Source organism: Humibacter ginsengisoli, assembly GCF_054780095.1.
In genome coordinates this window covers 171,608-190,825 of sequence record NZ_BAAGWZ010000003.1, presented here as the reverse complement: position 1 = coordinate 190,825, position 19,218 = coordinate 171,608, and the positions used below count along the sequence as shown (strand labels likewise).

Here is a 19,218-nt window from a genome sequence, read left to right as displayed (position 1 = left end):
AGGCCGAGCATGAAGAAGCTGATGAACGACCCTCGGTCGTTCGTGGCTGAGTCGCTGGCAGGTTTCGCACGTGCACACGGAGACCTCGTACGGGTGAGCACCGCGCCGACGTACGTCGTGCGGGCGAAGCTCGTTCCGGGGAAGGTCGGCATCGTCTCGGGTGGCGGAAGCGGCCACGAGCCTTTGCACCCCGGCTTCGTCGGTCGAGGCATGCTGGATGCCGCTGTGCCCGGAGAGGTGTTCACGTCGCCGACGCCGGATCCGATCCTGGCGGCAACCCGTGCGGTGGACCAGGGGTCGGGCGTTCTGTACCTGGTGAAGAACTACACGGGCGACGTGCTCAACTTCGAGACAGCGGCCGAGTTCGCCGCGGCGGAGGGCGTTCTCGTGCGCACCGTCGTCATCGACGACGACGTTGCGGTGCAGAACTCCGAGTTCACGGCCGGGAGACGTGGCGTGGCGGGAACCGTGCTGATTGAGAAGATCGTCGGTGCGGCAGCGGAACGCGGCGACGGCATCGTTGAACTCGAGGCGCTGACGACGCGACTCGTGGCGTCGGCGCGGTCGATGGGTGTCGCGATCGGTGCGCCGACCGTTCCGCACTCGGGCAAGCAGAGTTTCGAACTCGGTGCGGACGAGATCGAGTTCGGCATCGGCATCCACGGAGAGCGAGGTCGCGCCCGTGCGCCCATGGCCTCGGCGGACGAGCTGGCCGACCGTGTGCTGGAGGCCGTTCTGCACGACCTGCCGCGCGAGCCGGGGGAGCGGGTGGTCGTGCTCGTCAACGGCATGGGAGCGACACCGGTCGCCGAGCTCTATGTGGTGTACCGGCGGATCGCCGAGAGGCTGGATGCGTCCGGCGTGCGGATTGCTCGGTCGCTGGTCGGATCGTACGTGACATCGCTCGACATGGCAGGGTTCTCGGTGACCCTGCTCACAGTGGACGACGAGCTGCTCGGCCTCTGGGACGCACCGGTGCACACCGCAGCGCTGAGTTGGGGAGTGTGAACGCACGGTGCACAGCATTGTCTATGTTTGCGGGATGTTCTGCGGACGGGAACGGGTGAGGACGACATGACACTGGACACCGCATGGGCGAGGGCGTGGCTGGCGCGTGCAGCGGATGAGATCGGCGAGCGGTCGAGTGAGCTCAACGAGCTCGACAGGGCGATCGGCGACGGCGACCACGGCGAGAACATGAACCGGGGATTCATCGCCGTGCGCGCCGCACTCGACGAGGCCGAGGGCGGGGCGGCTCCATCGGATGTGCTGCGCACCGCGGCGATGAAGCTCATCTCGTCGGTCGGAGGCGCGGCAGGGCCTTTGTACGGAACCGCCTTCCTGCGTGCGTCCGATGCGGTTTCTGGCCACGTCGAATTGAGCGCCTCCGATGTCGTGGACCTCACCGACGCGGCGCTTCGCGGGATCGAGGAGCGGGGTCACGCTGCGCCGGGTGACAAGACGATGGTGGATGCCTGGGCCGCTGCTGTCCGGACGGCGCGCGGCGCCGCGGCCGCGGGTGACGACGCAGTGCGTGTGCTGTTCGCCGCGGCGGCCGGTGCGGAGGAGGGTGCGGCATCCACCGACGAATTGCTTCCGCACAAAGGGAGGGCGAGCTATCTGGGGGAGCGGGCCGTCGGCCACCGCGACCCGGGTGCGGTATCGACCGCGATCATCCTGAAGGCAGCGGCGGAAGCGGCGTCATGAGCGACGTGCCGGCGCACCCTTTGGTTGGGATGGTCATCGTCTCGCACAGCGACTTGATCGCGCGCGGCGTGGTCGATCTGGCCGCGGAGATGGGGCCCGACGTGACCGTGATCGCCGCGGGGGGAACTGCGGATGGCCGGCTCGGAACGGATGTCGAGCGGGTGATGACGGCGATTCGTGATGCAGATGGGGGCGCCGGCGTCGTCGTGTTGTCTGATCTGGGTTCTGCCGTGCTGAGCGCAGAGGCGGCTATCGATCTGCTCGGCCCCGATTGGGCCGCCCGCGCAGTCGTCGCGCAAGGTCCGCTCGTCGAAGGGGCCGTGGCCGCGGCCGTGTCGTCGCAGACGGGGGAGGGGCTGCAGGATGTGGCGCGCGCGGCAGCCGCGTCCATGCCGCCTACGGGCGCTGTGCCGGCGATCCGTGGCTACGTGCGTACCGCGACGCTGATCAACCCGGATGGCCTGCATGCGCGCCCGGCGGCGGAGTTCGTCAAGCTTGCGGCCAGCCTTGGGCAGCGGGTGACGGTGAACGGCAAGGATGCCCGCAGCCTGCTGAGCATCCTGTCCCTCGGGCTGACGCAGGGTGCAACCGTGGAGATCGCAGCGGAGGATGCGACGGGCAAGGACGCCGTCGACCGTTTGGCCGCGCTGGTCGAGTCGGGATTCTCGGCCTCGTAACGAGACGGTGGATGACGGCACCTCTGCGGCCGACCTCACCGGTACTTCTTTTTCGCCCGACGCCGCGCTGCCCGGTTTGGCGGCATTGATGTGAAGATCCACTCGGGCGTCAAGCGGTCGAACATGGCGTGGTACATGGGAGCGAGTGAATTGCCGGGCGCGAGGCGCCGCGCCGACACGATCGTTTCGTGAGCGGCGTTCGAGAGACCGAGTGCCCATTGCACCCACGCGAAAGCGCACATGAGCCAAGCTTTCTCGGGCAGCGGGCAGTGGGCGATCGCGCGGCCGAGCAGGGCGGCGCCGGCGCGCAGCCGCTCAGGCGAGGGGAGCTCGCGCGTCTGCCCCGTCAGGAGGTTTCCCAGCCGCTCATCCTGCCGGCTGTAGATTCCGCGCTCATACCGGTCCATCAAGATGTCGTTCGGTTCGACGCCCGACTCCGCTGCGGCCGCTCGCACCGCGAGCGTGGCGGACCATGACTGTGCGCCGGCGGCGCGCCCGAACGCGAGCTGCAGCACCGTCCGGTCGACGGCGCCCTCGGACTCGATCTGAGCGATCAGCCGAGCCAGGGTCAGGGCGGAGGCCTCGGCCGGCCCGTCAGCGAGTGCCTTTTCGAGGAAGTCCACCGGGTCGGGCGGTGCGACTGGTCGGAGGCGTCCGAAAGAGTCTCGCTCGGACTGATCGATGTATCGGTCGAAGAGGGCGTCTGTGACGCGTTGAGCGAGTTCCGGATCGGTCTCGGGCAACGTCGATACCGCGTCGGAGCGCGGAACTTCGGGCATCCGCTTCGCGTGTTCCTCGATCTCCGACAGCGGCTGAGGAGCTGCGAGATCGCCCTCGAAGTAGGGGATCCACCCGTCGGCGGCGACGATGGCGGCATCCTTGATGTGGTAGCCGGACTGGTGCAATCGCTCGAGGACGACGCCGAAGGCCTCGTGCCACTGCGGTCCGATCTGGTCGAACGGCTCGTCTCGGTAGACGGCGACCGAGACGCTACCGCAGTCGTCGAGTTTCGAGAGGGCTCCAAGCGCCACCGATGCGAGCGTGCGCGCCGTTTCCATGGAGGGCGATGGCTCGACTGGGATGCGCAGAGCGCGTGATGCCCGGTTTCCGATGAACGGAGCGATGACGAGGCTGCCCCGGACGGGCACACCTGCCAAGACGGGCATGAACGCGAGCAGTTCTGCCGTGGATGTGAGTTTGACGATGGGGATTGTGCTGGTCGACATGCCACCCATCGTCTCGGCGCCGGCCAGTCGGGGAGGGGCGAAAGCACAATCTGGGGATAACTTTGCCCGGTGCTCGGACCGTCAGCCTGCAAGTGATGCAAGGGCGACGACCCGGCGCAAACCAGCCTGATGGCCCGGGCTGCGGTCGATGAGCGCCACTCGATCGATCGCGACCGGCTCGCCCGGCGCGATGGATCGACCACGCTGCACGCTGACATGCGGTCGGTAGCGGTCGCGAACGTTGCGGCGGTCGGCGTGCTGCTCTGCGACGGGTCCGACCGCATCCATGAGTGCCGCGTGCAGCAGAAGCAGTCCGGGGTCGGGCTCGAGCGTGATGACAGGCACGTCGCGGCGCCGGCCGAACAGTTCCCGTCCTGCAGCGCGGACGGTCAGCGGGCTGAAGCTGCGACATACCGACGCGATGAGCTCGACAACGATTTCAGCCGGCACTGACGTGGTGAACGGTGGTACGAGCGTGACGTGCAGCGGCCAGGCGTTCGTGCGGAACTCCGAGCCCGGCCGCATCGTCTCAAGCGGCGCCACGATGACGAAGGCGCCAGGGCTGCGGCGTGACGGGTGCGTCGGCACGTCAGCGCTCATCCTGATCCCACCGTTTTCGAGTCGAAGACACCCGGACTCTACGCGGTCGAGGCGACCTCAACGACCCAGCTCTTCAGCGATATCGCGCGCGTCGGGTAGTGAGCGGGCCAGTCGATCGAGCTTGGTGACTACGAGGCGCCATTGTGCTCTTACCGCACGCCTGAGGCCCGACAATCAGGCTGGGTCAAATGGTCCAGGTGATCGGATAGTTGACGATCGAGGCGTGCTCTGGGCTGAAGTCGACGCCGACGGCTGTGAAGTCTCCACGCGCGGTGACGATCATTTCCTTCAGCCGGCCCATCTGCTCAGCGTGCTCCTCGGAATCCCAGATGCTGATGTGTACGAATGAACCGTCCGGCGATTCCCCCGCGAAGTAGTGCACGAGCCCAGGTAACGAGCGAATGGCGGGGATCAGGTACTCCGAGATCTTCATGTCTGCTGCGACGACCTCATCGAAGAGGCCGGGATCGAAGGTGACACGTGAAACACGGACGACAGCAGTTGGGGGCAATGACTCGACCATGACGATCCTCTCCGTCGGCAATTATGTTCCGGAGTACCATCGTAACGTAATGAGCACTCCCGAAACCAGGGTCGGGCGGCCGAGGAACCCTGCCCTGGACCAAAGCATCCTCTCGACCGCGGTGCACCAGTTCGGCGACCTCGGTTTCGCCCGCATGTCTCTGGAATCCGTCGCCACCGCCGCCGGGACCACAGTGCCAAGCCTGCGACGCCGGTATCGGAACAAAGCGGAATTGGCGGCCGCAGTGATCCGATCATTACGGGTCGAAGAACCCCCTGACGAAGCGGTCACCCCACGGGCTCACGCGCTGGCGATCCTGCAGAACTTCCACAGCAACCTGCGGGCGGCGCCCGCGATGGCCATCCTGGGTTCATTGCTCGCGGAAGAGGAACGCCACCCCGAACTGCTCGACCTCTTCAAGACGACTCTCGTCGAGCCTCGGCGGGCGCTACTTCGCCAAGCACTCTCAGCCGGCGACTTCCCGGACCAGATCGACTTCGACGTACTCACGAGCATGCTCATAGGCTCGTTCTACGGCCAATACGTCACCACGGCCGGAGTACCGGACGACTGGCCCGAGCGGGTGCTGAACGCCGTATGGCCACAGAACGCCACCGACAACGACCACCCAATGTGACCGACAGCGTCGCGCTTGCCATTCCGCCACAGCCGGAGAATCCGCGGAGACGCAGCAGTCGAACTGACATAATGTGCATTATCGGTCATAAACCAGCGGGAGTTGCGGCGCGACCGGTGTCGACCTGCGTGAGTCGATGAGCAGCATTCCAGGTCCCTGTGGTCCGCCGGCCGGCGATGGTTAGGCTGGCCGCGTGGGCGATGACGACAATGACCCGAACACGCCGTCAGTCATCGCCTCGCGTCGGCGCGAGATTCTTCGACACCCGGCGTTCGCCTTGTTCTGGAGCGCCAGCAGCATCCGAGCGTTCGGTAGCGCCATTTCCGGCGTGGCGTTCAACGTCCTGATCGTTTCGGTCCTGCACGCATCTGCCGCTCAGATCAGCATCCTGAGCGCGCTCAGCGTCGTGCCGTACCTGTTCCTAGGACTGATCATCGGCGCTCTCATGGACCGCTGGCGACGCCGGCCGACGCTTGTTCTCACAAGCGTCGGCCGGACGATCGCTCTGGCCTCGATCCCGGTCCTGATACTCACCAACACTCTCAGCTTCTGGTCGGTCGCGATCGTCACGCTTGTGCTCGGAGTACTTGTCTTGTTCGCGCACTCAGCCGAACAGCCGCTTCTCCCGAGGGTCGTCCCCCGCGAGGCTCTCGTCATCGCCAATGCACGCCTCGGGCAGATCGAGACGGTGGCCGGAACCGCAGGTCCGGCGCTCGGCGGCGCGCTGTTGAACGCCCTCGGTGCGCCCCTCCTGTTCGTGTTCGACGCGATCTTCACCGCCGTCTCGGCCGTGCTCCAATCCCGGATCAAGGTCGACGAGCCCAAGGCCGGTCCCCGCGAGCCCGGCCGTCACATCGGGCACGACATCGCCGAGGGCATGCGTTACACCTACACGCACCGCACACTGCGCCCGCTGGCTCTTTCGATCCACACGTGGTTCCTCGGCAACAGCATCGTGGCGACAGTGTTCGCAGTCTTCGTTCTCCGGCAACTCCGACTCCAACCGTGGGAATACGGTCTGGCTCTCACATTCGGTGGAGCAGGCGGGTTCCTGGGTGCACTCATCGCGCCGCGGCTCGGTGCATGGCTCGGTGCGGGACGTGCGATCTTCCTCGCCCGTGCCCTTGTCGTCGTGCCCTGGCTCGCACTCGCCGTCGTGCCCGTGAACGTGGCAAGCGGCGGCTTTGTGCTGGTCACGCTCGTGGCTGCGGCCCAGTTCCTCTATTGCCTCTCGATGGGTATCGAGGACCCGAACGACACCGGATACCGGCAATCAGTCGCACCCGACGCAATCCAGGGGCGGATGAACTCGACCATCCGCACGATCAATCGGGTGGTCTTCTTCTTCGGAGCACTCCTCACCGGAGTCCTCGCAACCTTGCTCGGCTACCGCGTGACCATCGGAATCGGCGCAGCGATCTTCTTGGTCGCTGCGCTCATCGTCCTGTTCTCGCCGTTGTTCGCAGCGCGACACGACGACCAGCCTGCGAACGCCTGAACGAGTCCTCCACCACGCCTGGTGGCCGCGTGCTCTCCGAGCCCACGGTTGCGGTCGCGACACGAATCGGGTGATTTGCAGCGAATGAACCACGATTCGGCGACACCCGAGGCTAGGCTCACGACAAAGCTCACAGCTTTCTCACAGGAAAGGTAGCCTCCATGTCCGCTGAAAGTTCCGTCGCGAGAACCGCGGTGAACGGCATCCGCACGGCATTCGGAGTCGGCGGCCTCGTCGCGCTCATCGTCGGCATCATCATCTTGGTCTGGCCCGGTCACGCCGCCGTCGCCCTGACAGCCGTCATCGCGGCGTACGCGATCGTCGGCGGACTGGTCTACGCCGGTCTCGGCATCTTCTCCAAGTCGATGAGCGGCTGGTCGCGCGTCGGCCACATCATCCTCGGCATCTTGTTCATCATCGCAGGCATCATCGCCTTCACCGAACTCGCCCAGACCGCGGTGTGGCTCGCCGTATTCGTCGGCATCCTCGTGGGGATCATGTGGATCGTCGAGGGCGTGGTCGCGCTCACCGCGCTAGGGACCTCCACGTCGCGTGGCTGGTCGCTGTTCTTCGCGATCCTGAGCATCATCGCGGGCATCATCCTGCTGTTCTCGCCGCTCTGGGGCGCCGTGGTGCTGTGGTGGCTGCTGGGCATCTCGCTCGTGGTGCTCGGCATCATCCAGATCCTTCGCGCGTTCACGTTCAAGGCTGCGTGACGTAGGTCCTGCAAGTCGAAGAAAGGCGCCGGCCCTCGAGGGTCGGCGCCTTTCTTCGTGTTGGGGGTTCGACGGGCTCAACCCCCGGGATGCGAGCTCAAGCCACTGGCTCGGAGCGATGGTTCCGCACGGTGGGCAAGTGGCGTGCCCACCAGTCGAGGATGATCTCGAATCGCTGTACACGATGGCGCGGCCTGCCCGATCGGCTGAGCTCGTGATCCTCACCGGGAAAGACGACGAGCTCCGTCTCCACCCCGCCGCGCTTCAGCGAGGCGAAATAGCGCTCCGCCTGGCTGAGCGGACAACGCAGGTCGTTCTCCGAGTGCATCACCAGAGTCGGCGTGCGAACATCGCCGACGTGCGCCTGGGGGCTCTGCGCCGCGATGAGCTCGGGATCGGCGCCGTTGTACTCCTCGCCGAAGAACGAGCCGATGTCGCTCGTCCCGAAGAAGAACTGCGGGTCGAGGTAACCCCGCTCGACGATGGCCGCCGCGAACCGATGGTCGTGCGCGATGGTCCACGCCGTGAGATAGCCGCCGTACGAGCCACCGAGAATGCCCACCCGGTCGCCGTCGAGTTCGGGATGCGCGGCCACCGCGGCATCCAGAAAGTCCAGCACGTCGTCCAGGTCGACGGTGCCCATGCGGCCCTTGATCGCGCGCCCGTGCTCCTGGCCGTACCCGGCCGAGCCCCTCGGGTTGCAGTAGACGACGGCGTAGCCGGCGTCCGCGTATACCTGCGACTCGTCGAACACGTGAATGGAGTACTGCGCGTAGGGCCCGCCATGGATGTTGAGAAGCACCGGATGCGGCCCCTCCCCCTCGGGCAGCACCACCCAGCCATGCACGGGATAGCCGTCGCGGCCGGTCGCCTCGAACTCGATCGGCGTGCGGACGCCCTTCGCTCGCAGCTCGGAAGAGAAGTCGGTGAGCACCCGGACGGCGGCCTCATGCGCGTCCTCACGCTCGAGGCGGGCGACATCGACGACCGCGAAGTCGCCGAACGTCGACTCGGACTGGAACGAGAACGCGACGGTCTGCCCCGCCGAGGCAGCACCGGTCACCTCCCGGTCACGCACCAGTGTGGTGACGACTCCGTCGGACCCGACCGCGAGCAGGGTGACCCGGCCCCGTTGCGCGTTCCGCACGAGTGCCCCGTGAGGTGACAGCACAACGTCGCTCCCGGTGAGGTCGATCGTTTCGTCGTCGGTGAGGCGGATCGGCTGCTCCCCCACCGACTCCACCAGGTAGAGGCCGGAGTTGCGGGCGACGAAGTCCCGCCCGGACTCCCCCACGTGCTGCGCGACGAAGTACAGTGCGCCCTCCTCCGTGACGGCGACCGCGCCGGCGCTCTCCCCGAGGGACAGATTCGCATCCGGCCCGACGACTGAGAGGGGCTCGCCGCCGTCGATGGGCACGAGCGTGAGGATCGAGCGCAGATCGTCGTCGGCAGCAGGATGCCCGTCGGAGACCACCGCCACATGCCGGCCGTCTGCAGCGAAGGCGATGGCGCCGTGCTCTGCGTCGTCGTTCGTCAGCGGGCGCGGCTCGATCACAGCGGGCCGCGGTTCTGCCACGCCGTCGGAGGATGCGACGGGCTGCACGACGGGCGCGGCGCACAGGTCGGGCACGGGAACGACGAACACTTGGCTGCGACGATCCCGCATCCAGCCGACACCGTTCGCCGAGTAGCGGTAGGTGGTGATGCGACGCGGTGGTTCGGCGGCCGGGTCTACGCCCTCCACGGTGCCGTAACGGCCGTGCTCCGGCTCTCTGGAGACGAACGCGAACATCGACCCGTCGGGCGACCACGCGAACTCCGAGACACCCAGCTTGCGGTCGGTGACCTGGATCGGCTCGCCGCCCGTCGTGGCCATGACGTGCAGCTGTGCTGGTTTGCCGGGTTCTGCACGGAGGAAGGCGATGGCCGAGCCGTCCGGCGAGAACTGCGGTGCGGCGTCGCGGAAGCCGCGGGTGATCCGCCGGGGCGAGGTGCTCCCCTTCACGTCGACGGACCAGAGCTGCCCCACGTAGGCGTCGGCGTCGAGGTCGGGATGCGCCGCGGCCACGACGACGGTACCGCCGTCCGGGCTCAGAGTGGGGCTCGAGACTGAGACGAGACGGGTGATGTCTTCGGCTTTCACGCGGTCAGGCCTCCGCCGCGAAATCCGTGACGTCGCCGATGAGACGAGTGTGGTCATCCGGAACCGGCTCGACGGCGGCCTTCGCAACCTCGGCGGCGAACTCGCTCACGTTGTACAGGCGTCCGGCCGCTTCCTTGCGCTGCTGAATGGCGCCGGGATTCGCACGTTCGAGCAGAGTGGCGGTGATCGTGCCCTCGATCATGTCGCCGGAGACGACGACGAAGCCGATGCCGCGGGCATCCAGCTCGGGAATGAGCTCGCGCAATGCGTCTTCGCCCGCCCGTTTGCTCAGCGCCACCGGCTCGTACTCAGGCATGGTCGGCGTACTGCGGATGAAGTGCGCCTGGTGACTGGTGACGAAGACCACGCGGGATCCCTCGCCAAGGAGCGGCAGCGCCGCCTTCAATACGTTCACCTGGGCGTCGCGATTGAGCTTGAGCGCGTAGTCCGCCTCCATGCCGGACTCCATTCCGCCCGACGCGTTCAGCACGAGGATGTCGAGGCCGCCGAACTCGCGCTGAACCTTCTCGAACATGGCTGCGACGGACTCGGTGTCGGTGAGATCCGCCCCGACCACGATGGCGGTGCCGCCGGATGCCTGGATCGAGTCCGCGAGCTTACGTGCCCGTGCCTCCTTGTTGCGGTAGTTGATGACGACGCTCGCGCCCGCCTCGGCAAAGTATCCGACGGTGTCCGCTCCGATGCCTCGGGAGGAACCGGTCACGAGGGCCCGCTTTCCGGACAGTGACGACGGGGCGAGAGGGTTGCTCACGATGAAGTTCTCCTTGTGCTGCCAGTGCTGTACGGCCCTGCGAAGGGCACCAGGACAGTATCTCAGGCCGGTCGTCGGGCGTCGTCGTGACCGGCTCGCCCGCCGCCGACCGCGCCATCGTGGGGCTGAGGCCGCATGCTGATAGCGTCTGACCAGGCGCGAAAGGAGCGTGTGCGACATGGATGTCGTTTCGTCTTACGCGTGGATCGCCTGGCTCGTTCTGATCCTGGTCTTCGTCATCGTCGAGATGCTTTCGCTGGACTTCGTCTTCCTGATGCTGGCGATCGGCTCTCTCGGGGGCCTGATCAGCGGTCTGTTCGGATTCCCCTGGTGGGCTCAGATCCTCGTTGCGGCGGTGCTTTCGATCCTGCTGCTGTTCCTGCTCCGGCCTCCGCTGCTGCGTGCCCTTCGCCGCGGTGGAGACCCGGCCAGGAGCAACGTCGCCGCTCTTCTCGGTCAGGAGGGCAGGGTTGTGGAGTCGTTCGGTAACGACGGCAGGGGTCTCGTGAGACTGGCCAACGGCGAGGTGTGGACGTCGCGGCTGGCAGATGTCGACGCATCCGGCATGCCGCGACACGTGGAACCGGGAGAACTGGTGCACGTGACCGCGATCGAAGGGGCGACGGCGGTCGTCGTCCCGGCAGGGAAAACCACCTCATGACCTCTGTAGAAGGGCTCGTCGTGCAGATCATCGTCTGGATCGTCGTACTGATCATCCTGATCTTCGTGCTCGTCACGTTGTTCCGGGCGATCCGGATCGTGCCGCAGGCGAGGGCCGGAGTCGTCGAGCGATTGGGGCGCTACCACAAGACGCTCCTTCCCGGACTGAACCTGCTCGTCCCCTTCGTCGATCGGCTCCGCCCGCTGATCGACCTGCGCGAGCAGGTGGTGAGCTTTCCTCCGCAACCGGTGATCACGGAGGACAACCTCGTCGTGTCCATCGACACGGTCGTCTACTTTCAGGTGACGGATGCCCGTGCCGCAACCTACGAGATCGCGAACTACCTCAACGCGGTCGAGCAGCTCACCACGACCACGCTCCGCAACGTCGTCGGCGGCCTCAACCTGGAGGAGACGCTGACCAGCCGCGACAACATCAACAGCCAGCTGCGCACCGTTCTCGACGAGTCGACAGGCAAGTGGGGCATCCGGGTCAGCCGTGTCGAACTCAAAGCGATCGACCCGCCGGTGTCCATCCAGGACTCGATGGAGAAGCAGATGAGGGCGGAGCGTGACCGGCGTGCGCTCATCCTCACCGCGGAGGGCACGAAGCAGTCCGCGATCCTCACCGCGGAGGGCAACAGACAGGCCGCGATCCTGAACGCGGAAGGCGAGGCGCGAGCGGCCGTGCTCGTTGCCGAGGGTGAGGCGAAGGCGATTGAGACCGTGTTCGCCGCCATCCACGAGGGCAATCCGGACAACCTGCTGCTGGCATACCAGTATCTGCAGACGCTCCCCAAGATCGCGGAGGGCGCTTCGAACAAGCTCTGGTTCATCCCGAGCGAGTTGACCGAGGCTCTGCGGGGTATCGGAGAGGGCTTCGCGTCGCAGGGCAAGCCGCGTACGGGACCTCCTTCGCCGCTGAAGTCCTACGCCGACCTCGATCGGATTGCCGAGACCTCGGGCACACCGGGCGAAACGAGCGTGCAGGAGATCATCGACACCCCTGTCGAAAAGCTCGTCGAGCCGCCCGCGGACCTCCTCGGCGAAACCGACTCATCCGCGTCAACGCCGTCAGATCAATCGCCTTCCGGGCCATCGGCCGACCCCGACTCCACGCCGCGGACGGATGCCTGACCCGGCACGCTACTTCGACGGCGCCCCGCCTCGCGCGATCGCACACCGAGGCCTGGCGCTGCATGCACCGGAGAACACGCTCGACGCGTTCCGGGCGGCGCTCGACGCGGGCACGGACATCCTGGAAACCGACGTGCACGCCAGCGCTGACGGCGTGGCCGTGATCTGCCACGACGACGACCTGGCGCGCATCGCCGGTGTTCGGCTTGGGGTTGAACAGCTGCCGTGGGAACGTCTTCGCGACCTGACCCTGGTGGGCGGCGGCGCCCTCACGACCCTGGAGACCGCACTCGCCTGCTTTCCGAACGCCCGATTCAACATCGACATCAAGACGGATGCCGCGCTCCTCCCGACGATCCGGGCCATCCGGGATGCCGGGGCCGAGCCGCGCGTGCTGGTCACCTCGTTCCGGCAGCGTCGACGGCGCCGGGCCGTGCGTGCGCTTCCCGGTGCGGCCACCTCCGCGTCGACGCCGGGCGTGGTGATCTGCCTGATCGGAGCGTGGCTGCGCTTCGCCCCGCTCGTTCGGCTGGCACTGCGCGGCGTCGACGCCGTACAGGTGCCACGTCGGCGTGGCGCCGTCACGGTGGTCTCCCCCGGGTTCGTGAGCGCCGTGCACGCGGCGGGGAAGGAAGTGCACGTGTGGACGATCGACGACCCGGATGAGATGCGCGATCTGCTTGCCCTCGGCGTCGACGGCATCGTGACCGACCGATGCGATCTGCTTCGGGCCATACTGCATGCCGGCACGGGGCACAACCCGCGCCGTTCTCCCGGCGTGACCTAGGAGTTCGTGAGACCCTGAACGAAGAAAATGCCTGAAAGGAGGCTGAATCTCCGGATGTGCCGGGCAGAGAATGCCCAGCTTGACGGTTTATAAGTGTGGAGGCATCGCGAGAGGAGACCACACAATGGCAGATCGCAGCTTGCGAGGCATGAGACTCGGTGCTCAGAGCCTGCAGAGCGAAGAGGGCGTCACGTTCTCTGCCCGCACCACGTACAACTACAAGTGCTCGAACTGCGACCGTGAGACGGAGGTCGTGTTCGCCGCCGATGCCGAGGCTCCCGAGACCTGGGAGTGCAAGTACTGCGGCCACGAGGCGACCCTGCTCGTGGACGATGCGCCCGTCGAGGTGGACCGTTCCGACGTGAAGGCACCGCGCAGTCACTGGGACATGCTGCTCGAGCGCCGCACGCGTGCGGAGCTGGAGGAGCTCCTGGAGGAGCGTCTCGCCTATCTGCGCGCACGCCGCGGAGAGCACAAGATCGGCGCCTGAGGCGCACTCGGCCGAGAAGCGCCGAGGAGCCGGGTGCAAGCCCGGCCGGATGGTGACGCAGCCTGCTCCGGCAGGCTGCGTTTTCGTGTGAGGCGCCTCAGCGCGACCGGCTGTGACGCGTGCGCGGCATCGTGATGGCCGCCACCACCAGTCCGCCGAGACCGAGTCCGCACGCCAGCACTTCCCAGGCGCGGCTGAGCAAAGTCGCAGGCGTCGTCGTGGTGCCCAGAGGAACATCCGCCAGCATCGCGCCCGGTTTGTAGGCAGGAATCTGCGCGATCGTTCGGCCGTCCGGATCGATGATCTGGCTCGTTCCCACTGTGGAGATGTTCACCAGACTCCGGCCGGTCTCCACGGCACGCAGTCGCGCGATTGCGAGCTGCTGCATGTTCTCCTTGGTGCGCCCGAAATCGGCATTGTTGGTCTGCGCCAGGATGACCTGTGCCCCGCCGTCCATCATGTCGGTGGTGAGCTGATCGTCGACGATGTCGAAGCAGATCGAGATGCCTGCCCTTACCCCGTCGACATCGAACACGTTGCTGCGGGTTCCCGGCGTGTACTGGCGGCCGATCAGGCTGAGCAGACTCGGTGCGAACGGCATCCAGAACGAACGGTCGGGCACGTACTCGCCGAACGGCACCGGGTGTCGCTTGTCGTAGATGGCGACCGCGCCCTTCCCGGCCTTCCAGAGCAGCGACGAGTTGTAGTACTTGCCGTGCCGGTACGTGATCGTGCCCACGATCATCGGGGCGTGCAGCTGCGTGCTGAGATTGTCGAGCACGGCGGCAGACGACCAGTCCCTGGTGGGATCGATGTCGGCACTGCCCTCCGGCCACACGACCATGTCGACGGTCTTGCCGATCAGGGGCCGGGTCGCCGCGATCTGCGCGTTCATCACGTCGCCTGGCTGAGCGCGATCGAAGTATCCCGCTGGCCCATTTCCTTGCACAGCGCCGATCCTCGTGCTGCCCGAGATGGTGGCCGGCCAGAGTGGAACGGCGAGCACGAGCGCGATGGCCGCGACCGCGACACCGGTTCGTACACCGGGGTGCTCGGCCGAGGCATCCGTCTTGTTCGCAGGCATCTGCGCAAACGGATGCCTCTTCAAGCGTGCGCACTCGATGGCCAGGGCGACGATCCAGACGATGAGGAAGGAGACGCCGGAGAGGCCGAACCATGCGACGAGGTGGGCGAACGGGCTCTCCGACTGCGAGAGAGCTGCGCGCCCCCAGGCGAAGCCGCCGTACGGCCAGTTGCCGGAGAGCCACTCCCTGCCGGTCCAGAGGCCGGCGACGATGACCGGGAGGAGTCCCAGACGACCGAGCGCGGACGGAAAGGCTCGCGGCACCCAGCGGTAAGCCAGCGCGATCGCCACGGCCCCGAGCGCGAAAAGCAACGACTCGAAGACCGACAACGCGATCCACGGCACGGGTCCCAGATACAGCGCGGTCCACGACACCTGGGTGAGGTAGAAGGTCAGCCCGGACAGGAATCCGACCAGCACGGCGGCACCGATGGAGCGCCCGGCGAGGGCGACGAGCATGAGCGCCAGGCCTACGAACGCGAGCGGCCACACGTCGATCGCCGGGAACGCTCCGTCGTACACCACTCCCCCGCCTGCGCCGAGGATGATCGCCAGCCACAGCGGAGTCAGCGGGCGGGCGGGCGAAGTCACGATGCGAGCATAGGGGAACGGGGCATGGTGCTCGCCGAGCGCATGGCCCGGTTCCTCATCCGACGCCGGAGTACGCCACGATCCCCCGTCGCACCGCGACCAGGGCGTCCCTCGCCACGGGTGCCAGAGGGCCCGTGGCGACGCCGGAAAGCTGGTCGAGCAGATCGATCACCTGCTTCGCCCAGCGCACGAAGTCCCCTGCGGGCAGGTCGGCCTCCGCCAGCACGGCGGCCAGCGGACGCCCGGATGCCCACTGGTGCATCGCCACGCACAGCGCGGTCGCCAGTGGCTCGCTGCCCGGCAGCCGGTGCTCCCGCTCCAGGTCGTCCAGGCGCGCCCACAGCTCTTCTGTCTTCTGCAGCACCTCCCGGAATGCCCCGCGCGGCAGGAACCGCTCGGCGGGATTCGGCTCGTCGCGCCGCGGCTCGAACACGAGCGCGCAGATCATCGCTGCAAGACCGGGCGCGTCCAACTCTGCCCACACGTTGCGTCTCAGGCACTCCGCGACCAGCAGGTCTCGTTCGCCGTATATCCGGGCCAGCACGCGGCCGTGCTGAGTGGGGGCGAGCGAGCCGTCGCGGTCCCCGAGATAGCCCAGCTCGAGAAGCACCTCGGTCACACGATCGAAGACCGTCGCGACGGCACCGGTACGGGTACGGATCTGGCGAGTGAGGGCATCCGTCTCGCGCTTCAGGCGCCACCACCGTTCGGCCCAGCGTGCGTGCTGTTCCCGCTCGGCGCATCCGTGGCACGGATGCCTCTTCATGCGTCGTCTCAGATCGGCCAGCTCCCTGCTGCGCGCCTGAACAGCGGCGGCGCTCTGCGAGCCTGCCCTGGCACCCTTGCGCTCCAAATCGCTGAGCTCGCGACGGAGTGCGGCGTACTCGGCGAAGTCGCCGAGGTGGCACTGCATGGCCCGCTCGTACCCGGCGAGCGATTCCTCCTGCTTGCGCACCGTGCGCGCGAGATCGACGACGGCACGGTCGGCCTGGAACTGAGCGAACGACGACTCGAGGATCTCGCGGGTGCGATCCCTGCCGAACTGGGCGATGAGGTTGACCGCCATGTTGTACGTGGGCCGGAAGCTCGAGTTCAGCGGGTAGCTGCGCCTGGAGGCCAGTGCCGCCACAGCCTGCGGGTCCAGCCCGTCGCGCCACTGGATGACGCAGTGCCCCTCGACGTCGATGCCGCGACGGCCCGCCCGCCCGGTCAGCTGCGTGTACTCCCCCGGCGTGATGGGCACCCTGGCCTCGCCGTTGAATTTCTCCAGCCGTTCGAGCACGACGGTTCGTGCCGGCATGTTGATGCCGAGAGCGAGCGTCTCGGTCGCGAACACCACCTTGACGAGCTTGCGCCGGAAGAGTTCCTCGACCACCTCCTTGAACGCGGGAAGCAGCCCTGCGTGGTGAGCGGCGACGCCGCGCTGCAGGCCCTCCAACCACTCCCAGTAGCCGAGCACTGCGAGGTCTTCGTCGGCGATCGTGCGGCAGCGCCCCTCGGCAACCAGCCGGATCTGCTCGCGCTCGTGCTCTTCGGTGAGACGGATGCCCGACCGCAGCACCTGCGACACCGCCTGATCGCAGCCGGCCCTGCTGAACACGAACACGATCGCCGGCAAGAGGTTGCGGTCGTCGAGCAGCCGCACCACCTCTGGCCGGTCGAGCCTGTCCATGTCGGGCCTGCCGCGCCCCCGCCGTCTGCCGCGGTCGCTGTACTGACGGGATCCGGACGGACGTCCGCCGAGCCGTGCCATCTGCACCAGCTCAGGATTGACCCGGTTCGCCGCGCCCCGCGCAGCCGACTCGAAGAGGTCGACCAGACGCTGTCGCACGAGTACGTGCTGCTCCAGCGGGACCGGCCTGCTCTCCGACACGATCACGTCGGTGTCGCCGCGAACGGCCTGCAGCCAGTCGCCGAACTCCTCGGCGTTCGACACGGTCGCCGACAGCGACACCAAGCGCACCTCGGGCGGCAGGTGGATGATCACCTCTTCCCACACCGCGCCCCGGAACCGATCGGCGAGGTAGTGCACCTCGTCCATCACGACGTAGGCGAGGTCGGTGAGCAGATCCGACTCCGCATACAGCATGTTCCGGAGCACCTCGGTGGTCATGACCACCACCCTGGCGCCGGCATTGACGTTGGTGTCACCCGTGAGCAGGCCGACGGCATCCGTTCCGTACTCGTCGGCGAATTCCTGGTACTTCTGGTTGGACAGCGCCTTCATCGGCGTGGTGTAGAAGACCTTGGCGCTGGGATGCCGCATCGCGAGAGCAACTGCGAACGCCGCCACGACGGTCTTGCCGGCGCCCGTCGGCGCGGCGACGAGTACGCTGTGGCCGTCCTCGAGGGCGCCACACGCCTCGCGCTGGAACGGGTCGAGGTCGAACCGCTGGTGTTGCCGGAACTCCTCGAGCCGCGGATGTCCGACACGGCTCCGCGACGCCGCGAAACGATCGGCGGGCGAGAGCTGCTCGGTCACCCGTTCAGACTAAGGGGCTCGCCGCTACCCCGCCGCGAGCTCGGCGTCGATGTCGAGTGCACGCTTCGCATCTCTGCGGTCGTGTATCCACGCGACGGCCCAGGCCAGAAGGTAGAGCACGATCAGCGGAAGGGCGAGCAGGAACATCGAGATGACGTCGGCGGACGGCGTCGCGATCGCAGTGAAGACCATGATCACGAGAATCGCCCACCGCCACGACTTGATGATCGCCTTGGCGCTGATCACGCGCATGAAGTTGAGCAGCACGACGAACACCGGCAGCACGAACGCGATGCCCACGACGATGATCAGCTTGAGAACGAAGTTGAAGTAGTCGGATGCCACCAACAGGGTGGTCTCACCGTTAGGCACGAAGCTGGTCAGCACGCCCACGATGTGCGGAACGACCCACCAGCCGGCGGCACAGCCGGCGAGGAACAGCGGAATCGCGGTGAAGAAGAACCCGAACGTGTAGCCCTTCTCCCTGCGGTTGAGCCCAGGGGTCAGGAACGCGAAAATCTGGTACAGCCACAACGGCGACGTGATGATGATGCCGATGTAGACGCTCAACTGCAGCTTCAGGTCGAACGCCGCGGTCACGTTCGGCCAGTTGATGCTGGCATGCTGCGTCTTTGCAATCTCATGCACAGGCAGGCTGATCGCATCCCACACGAACGGTTCGAGGAACCAGCCGGCGATGGCGCCAACGAGGATTCCACCTGCGATCCAGAAGAAGCGGTTCTTCAGTTCCCGGAGGTGTGCCCCCAGCGACATCCGGCCTTCGGGATTGCTGCCGCGCTTGGTACGAGCGGCGGTGCTCACGGCGACTAGATCTTGTCGGCCGGCTTGTCAGCCGTCGAAGGCTCGGCCTTGGTGTCGGTCTTAGAGGACTTGGCAGCTTCGGCGGCCTCGTCTTCTTCCTGTCCGTCCCGGATCTCCTTCTTGAAGATACGAGTGGACTGCCCGATGCTCCGCGCCAGTGCGGGAAGTCGGGTCGCGCCGAACAGGAGCACGATGATGAGCAGGATGATCCAGATGTGCCATCCGCTGAAGAGATCGCCAAGCATTTCAGTGTCGCTTTCGCAGTAGGTGGGAGAACCGACTCGGATCGGCACTCACCAGGAGTTTACCGCGCCGGACTCTCTCTTCTCGTCGAGTATGCCTGATCGTTGCACTGCGCGCACGGCGATCCTCCCACCTCTGCGCGTATTCACGGGCTGGGCCGAGCGCGGCAGGACGAAAGGCAGGTTCGCCGGCATCGTCGTCGAAGCGGGTGGAGAGCACCTCGGTCTTCTCCGCGAGCTCGCCGAGGGCGCTCATCGTGCGCATCGCCTTCACGAACAAGCGATACCCGAGCACCGCGAGCATGCCGAGCAGCGCAAGCACGAGCACGAGCCAGATGACGAGCCAGGACCACCACGGCATTGCTTCACCCTATAGGCGATGGCGGCCCGATTGAGCCTTTGAGCGGCGACAGCCGCGATAGCC

At 66.7% G+C, this 19,218-nt stretch carries 20 protein-coding genes and 1 pseudogene; 10 read left to right on the top strand and 11 right to left on the bottom strand.

Going from position 1 to position 19,218, the window contains the following annotated elements; translation table 11 throughout:
- The first annotated feature begins 9 nt into the window (after positions 1 to 9).
- The 3 genes from dhaK (at position 10) to dhaM (ending at position 2,384) form a co-directional block, all read left to right on the top strand.
- On the top strand, positions 10 to 1,008 hold the full coding sequence (gene dhaK / locus ACYVI5_RS05615) for a dihydroxyacetone kinase subunit DhaK (protein WP_460579334.1): 999 nt from the start codon (positions 10 to 12) through the stop codon (positions 1,006 to 1,008).
- Between the two features lie 66 nt (positions 1,009 to 1,074).
- Positions 1,075 to 1,707, top strand: a complete 633-nt coding sequence (dhaL, locus tag ACYVI5_RS05610) for a dihydroxyacetone kinase subunit DhaL (RefSeq protein ID WP_460579333.1) — start codon at positions 1,075 to 1,077, stop codon at positions 1,705 to 1,707.
- A complete protein-coding gene (dhaM, locus tag ACYVI5_RS05605) occupies positions 1,704 to 2,384 on the top strand; it encodes a dihydroxyacetone kinase phosphoryl donor subunit DhaM (RefSeq protein WP_460579332.1) in 681 nt (226 codons plus the stop codon). Before dhaL ends, dhaM begins: the two co-directional genes overlap by 4 nt.
- A 35-nt stretch (positions 2,385 to 2,419) precedes the next feature.
- Here dhaM and ACYVI5_RS05600 read toward each other — a convergent pair whose 3' ends face one another.
- From ACYVI5_RS05600 to ACYVI5_RS05585, 4 genes and pseudogenes are all read right to left on the bottom strand, one after another.
- Complete coding sequence (locus tag ACYVI5_RS05600) at positions 2,420 to 3,610, bottom strand: hypothetical protein (RefSeq protein WP_460579331.1); 1,191 nt, start codon at positions 3,608 to 3,610, stop codon at positions 2,420 to 2,422.
- A gap of 81 nt (positions 3,611 to 3,691) precedes the next feature.
- Positions 3,692 to 4,210 (bottom strand): 2'-5' RNA ligase family protein, encoded by a 519-nt coding sequence (locus ACYVI5_RS05595; protein ID WP_460579330.1) that lies wholly within the window; start codon positions 4,208 to 4,210, stop codon positions 3,692 to 3,694.
- A gap of 66 nt (positions 4,211 to 4,276) precedes the next feature.
- Positions 4,277 to 4,378: pseudogene (locus ACYVI5_RS05590) on the bottom strand (recombinase family protein); the annotation flags it as partial.
- A 16-nt stretch (positions 4,379 to 4,394) separates the two neighbouring features.
- Positions 4,395 to 4,733, bottom strand: coding sequence for a putative quinol monooxygenase (locus ACYVI5_RS05585; RefSeq protein ID WP_460533895.1), 339 nt, complete (start codon positions 4,731 to 4,733; stop codon positions 4,395 to 4,397).
- Between the two features lie 49 nt (positions 4,734 to 4,782).
- On the opposite strand from ACYVI5_RS05585, the gene ACYVI5_RS05580 reads away from it, so the two are divergent.
- From ACYVI5_RS05580 to ACYVI5_RS05570, 3 genes are all read left to right on the top strand, one after another.
- Complete coding sequence (locus ACYVI5_RS05580) at positions 4,783 to 5,370, top strand: TetR/AcrR family transcriptional regulator (protein WP_460533897.1); 588 nt, start codon at positions 4,783 to 4,785, stop codon at positions 5,368 to 5,370.
- Between the two features lie 193 nt (positions 5,371 to 5,563).
- Positions 5,564 to 6,868 carry an MFS transporter gene (locus ACYVI5_RS05575; protein WP_460579329.1) on the top strand — a complete coding sequence of 435 codons (1,305 nt, stop codon included), beginning with the start codon at positions 5,564 to 5,566 and terminating at the stop codon, positions 6,866 to 6,868.
- Positions 6,869 to 7,029: 161 nt separating this feature from the next.
- Positions 7,030 to 7,584 (top strand): HdeD family acid-resistance protein, encoded by a 555-nt coding sequence (locus ACYVI5_RS05570; protein ID WP_460533901.1) that lies wholly within the window; start codon positions 7,030 to 7,032, stop codon positions 7,582 to 7,584.
- Positions 7,585 to 7,681: 97 nt separating this feature from the next.
- Here the strand turns inward: ACYVI5_RS05570 and ACYVI5_RS05565 are convergent, their stop codons facing one another.
- Together ACYVI5_RS05565 and ACYVI5_RS05560 are read right to left on the bottom strand one after the other, a co-directional pair.
- Positions 7,682 to 9,727, bottom strand: coding sequence for a S9 family peptidase (locus ACYVI5_RS05565; RefSeq protein WP_460579328.1), 2,046 nt, complete (start codon positions 9,725 to 9,727; stop codon positions 7,682 to 7,684).
- Between the two features lie 4 nt (positions 9,728 to 9,731).
- The gene (locus tag ACYVI5_RS05560) at positions 9,732 to 10,499 is read right to left on the bottom strand and encodes an SDR family oxidoreductase (protein WP_460579327.1); all 768 of its coding nucleotides are present in this window, start codon (positions 10,497 to 10,499) and stop codon (positions 9,732 to 9,734) included.
- Between the two features lie 178 nt (positions 10,500 to 10,677).
- Between ACYVI5_RS05560 and ACYVI5_RS05555 the strand changes: the two genes are divergently transcribed.
- The 4 genes from ACYVI5_RS05555 to ACYVI5_RS05540 all read left to right on the top strand — a co-directional run bounded on the left by ACYVI5_RS05555 (position 10,678) and on the right by ACYVI5_RS05540 (position 13,573).
- Positions 10,678 to 11,160: an NfeD family protein gene (locus ACYVI5_RS05555; protein ID WP_460579326.1), complete on the top strand. Its 483-nt coding sequence runs from the start codon at positions 10,678 to 10,680 to the stop codon at positions 11,158 to 11,160.
- Positions 11,157 to 12,296, top strand: a complete 1,140-nt coding sequence (locus tag ACYVI5_RS05550; protein WP_460579325.1) for an SPFH domain-containing protein — start codon at positions 11,157 to 11,159, stop codon at positions 12,294 to 12,296. Before ACYVI5_RS05555 ends, ACYVI5_RS05550 begins: the two co-directional genes overlap by 4 nt.
- Positions 12,289 to 13,083, top strand: coding sequence for a PI-PLC domain-containing protein (locus tag ACYVI5_RS05545; protein WP_460579324.1), 795 nt, complete (start codon positions 12,289 to 12,291; stop codon positions 13,081 to 13,083). Before ACYVI5_RS05550 ends, ACYVI5_RS05545 begins: the two co-directional genes overlap by 8 nt.
- Positions 13,084 to 13,207: 124 nt before the next feature.
- Positions 13,208 to 13,573, top strand: coding sequence for an RNA polymerase-binding protein RbpA (locus ACYVI5_RS05540; RefSeq protein WP_460533913.1), 366 nt, complete (start codon positions 13,208 to 13,210; stop codon positions 13,571 to 13,573).
- 97 nt (positions 13,574 to 13,670) lie between these two features.
- Here ACYVI5_RS05540 and lnt read toward each other — a convergent pair whose 3' ends face one another.
- The 5 genes from lnt to ACYVI5_RS05515 are packed head-to-tail and all read right to left on the bottom strand — an operon-like array spanning position 13,671 to position 19,155.
- Entirely contained in the window at positions 13,671 to 15,248 is a 1,578-nt protein-coding gene (lnt, locus tag ACYVI5_RS05535) for an apolipoprotein N-acyltransferase (protein ID WP_460579323.1), read from the bottom strand.
- 55 nt (positions 15,249 to 15,303) lie between these two features.
- Positions 15,304 to 17,730 carry a DEAD/DEAH box helicase gene (locus ACYVI5_RS05530; protein WP_460579322.1) on the bottom strand — a complete coding sequence of 809 codons (2,427 nt, stop codon included), beginning with the start codon at positions 17,728 to 17,730 and terminating at the stop codon, positions 15,304 to 15,306.
- Between the two features lie 24 nt (positions 17,731 to 17,754).
- Positions 17,755 to 18,552, bottom strand: a complete 798-nt coding sequence (gene tatC, locus ACYVI5_RS05525; RefSeq protein ID WP_460533917.1) for a twin-arginine translocase subunit TatC — start codon at positions 18,550 to 18,552, stop codon at positions 17,755 to 17,757.
- A gap of 5 nt (positions 18,553 to 18,557) precedes the next feature.
- Positions 18,558 to 18,797, bottom strand: a complete 240-nt coding sequence (gene tatA / locus ACYVI5_RS05520) for a Sec-independent protein translocase family protein (protein WP_460533919.1) — start codon at positions 18,795 to 18,797, stop codon at positions 18,558 to 18,560.
- 1 nt (position 18,798) lies between these two features.
- Positions 18,799 to 19,155, bottom strand: coding sequence for a hypothetical protein (locus tag ACYVI5_RS05515; RefSeq protein WP_460579321.1), 357 nt, complete (start codon positions 19,153 to 19,155; stop codon positions 18,799 to 18,801).
- Between the last annotated feature and the right edge of the window lie 63 nt (positions 19,156 to 19,218).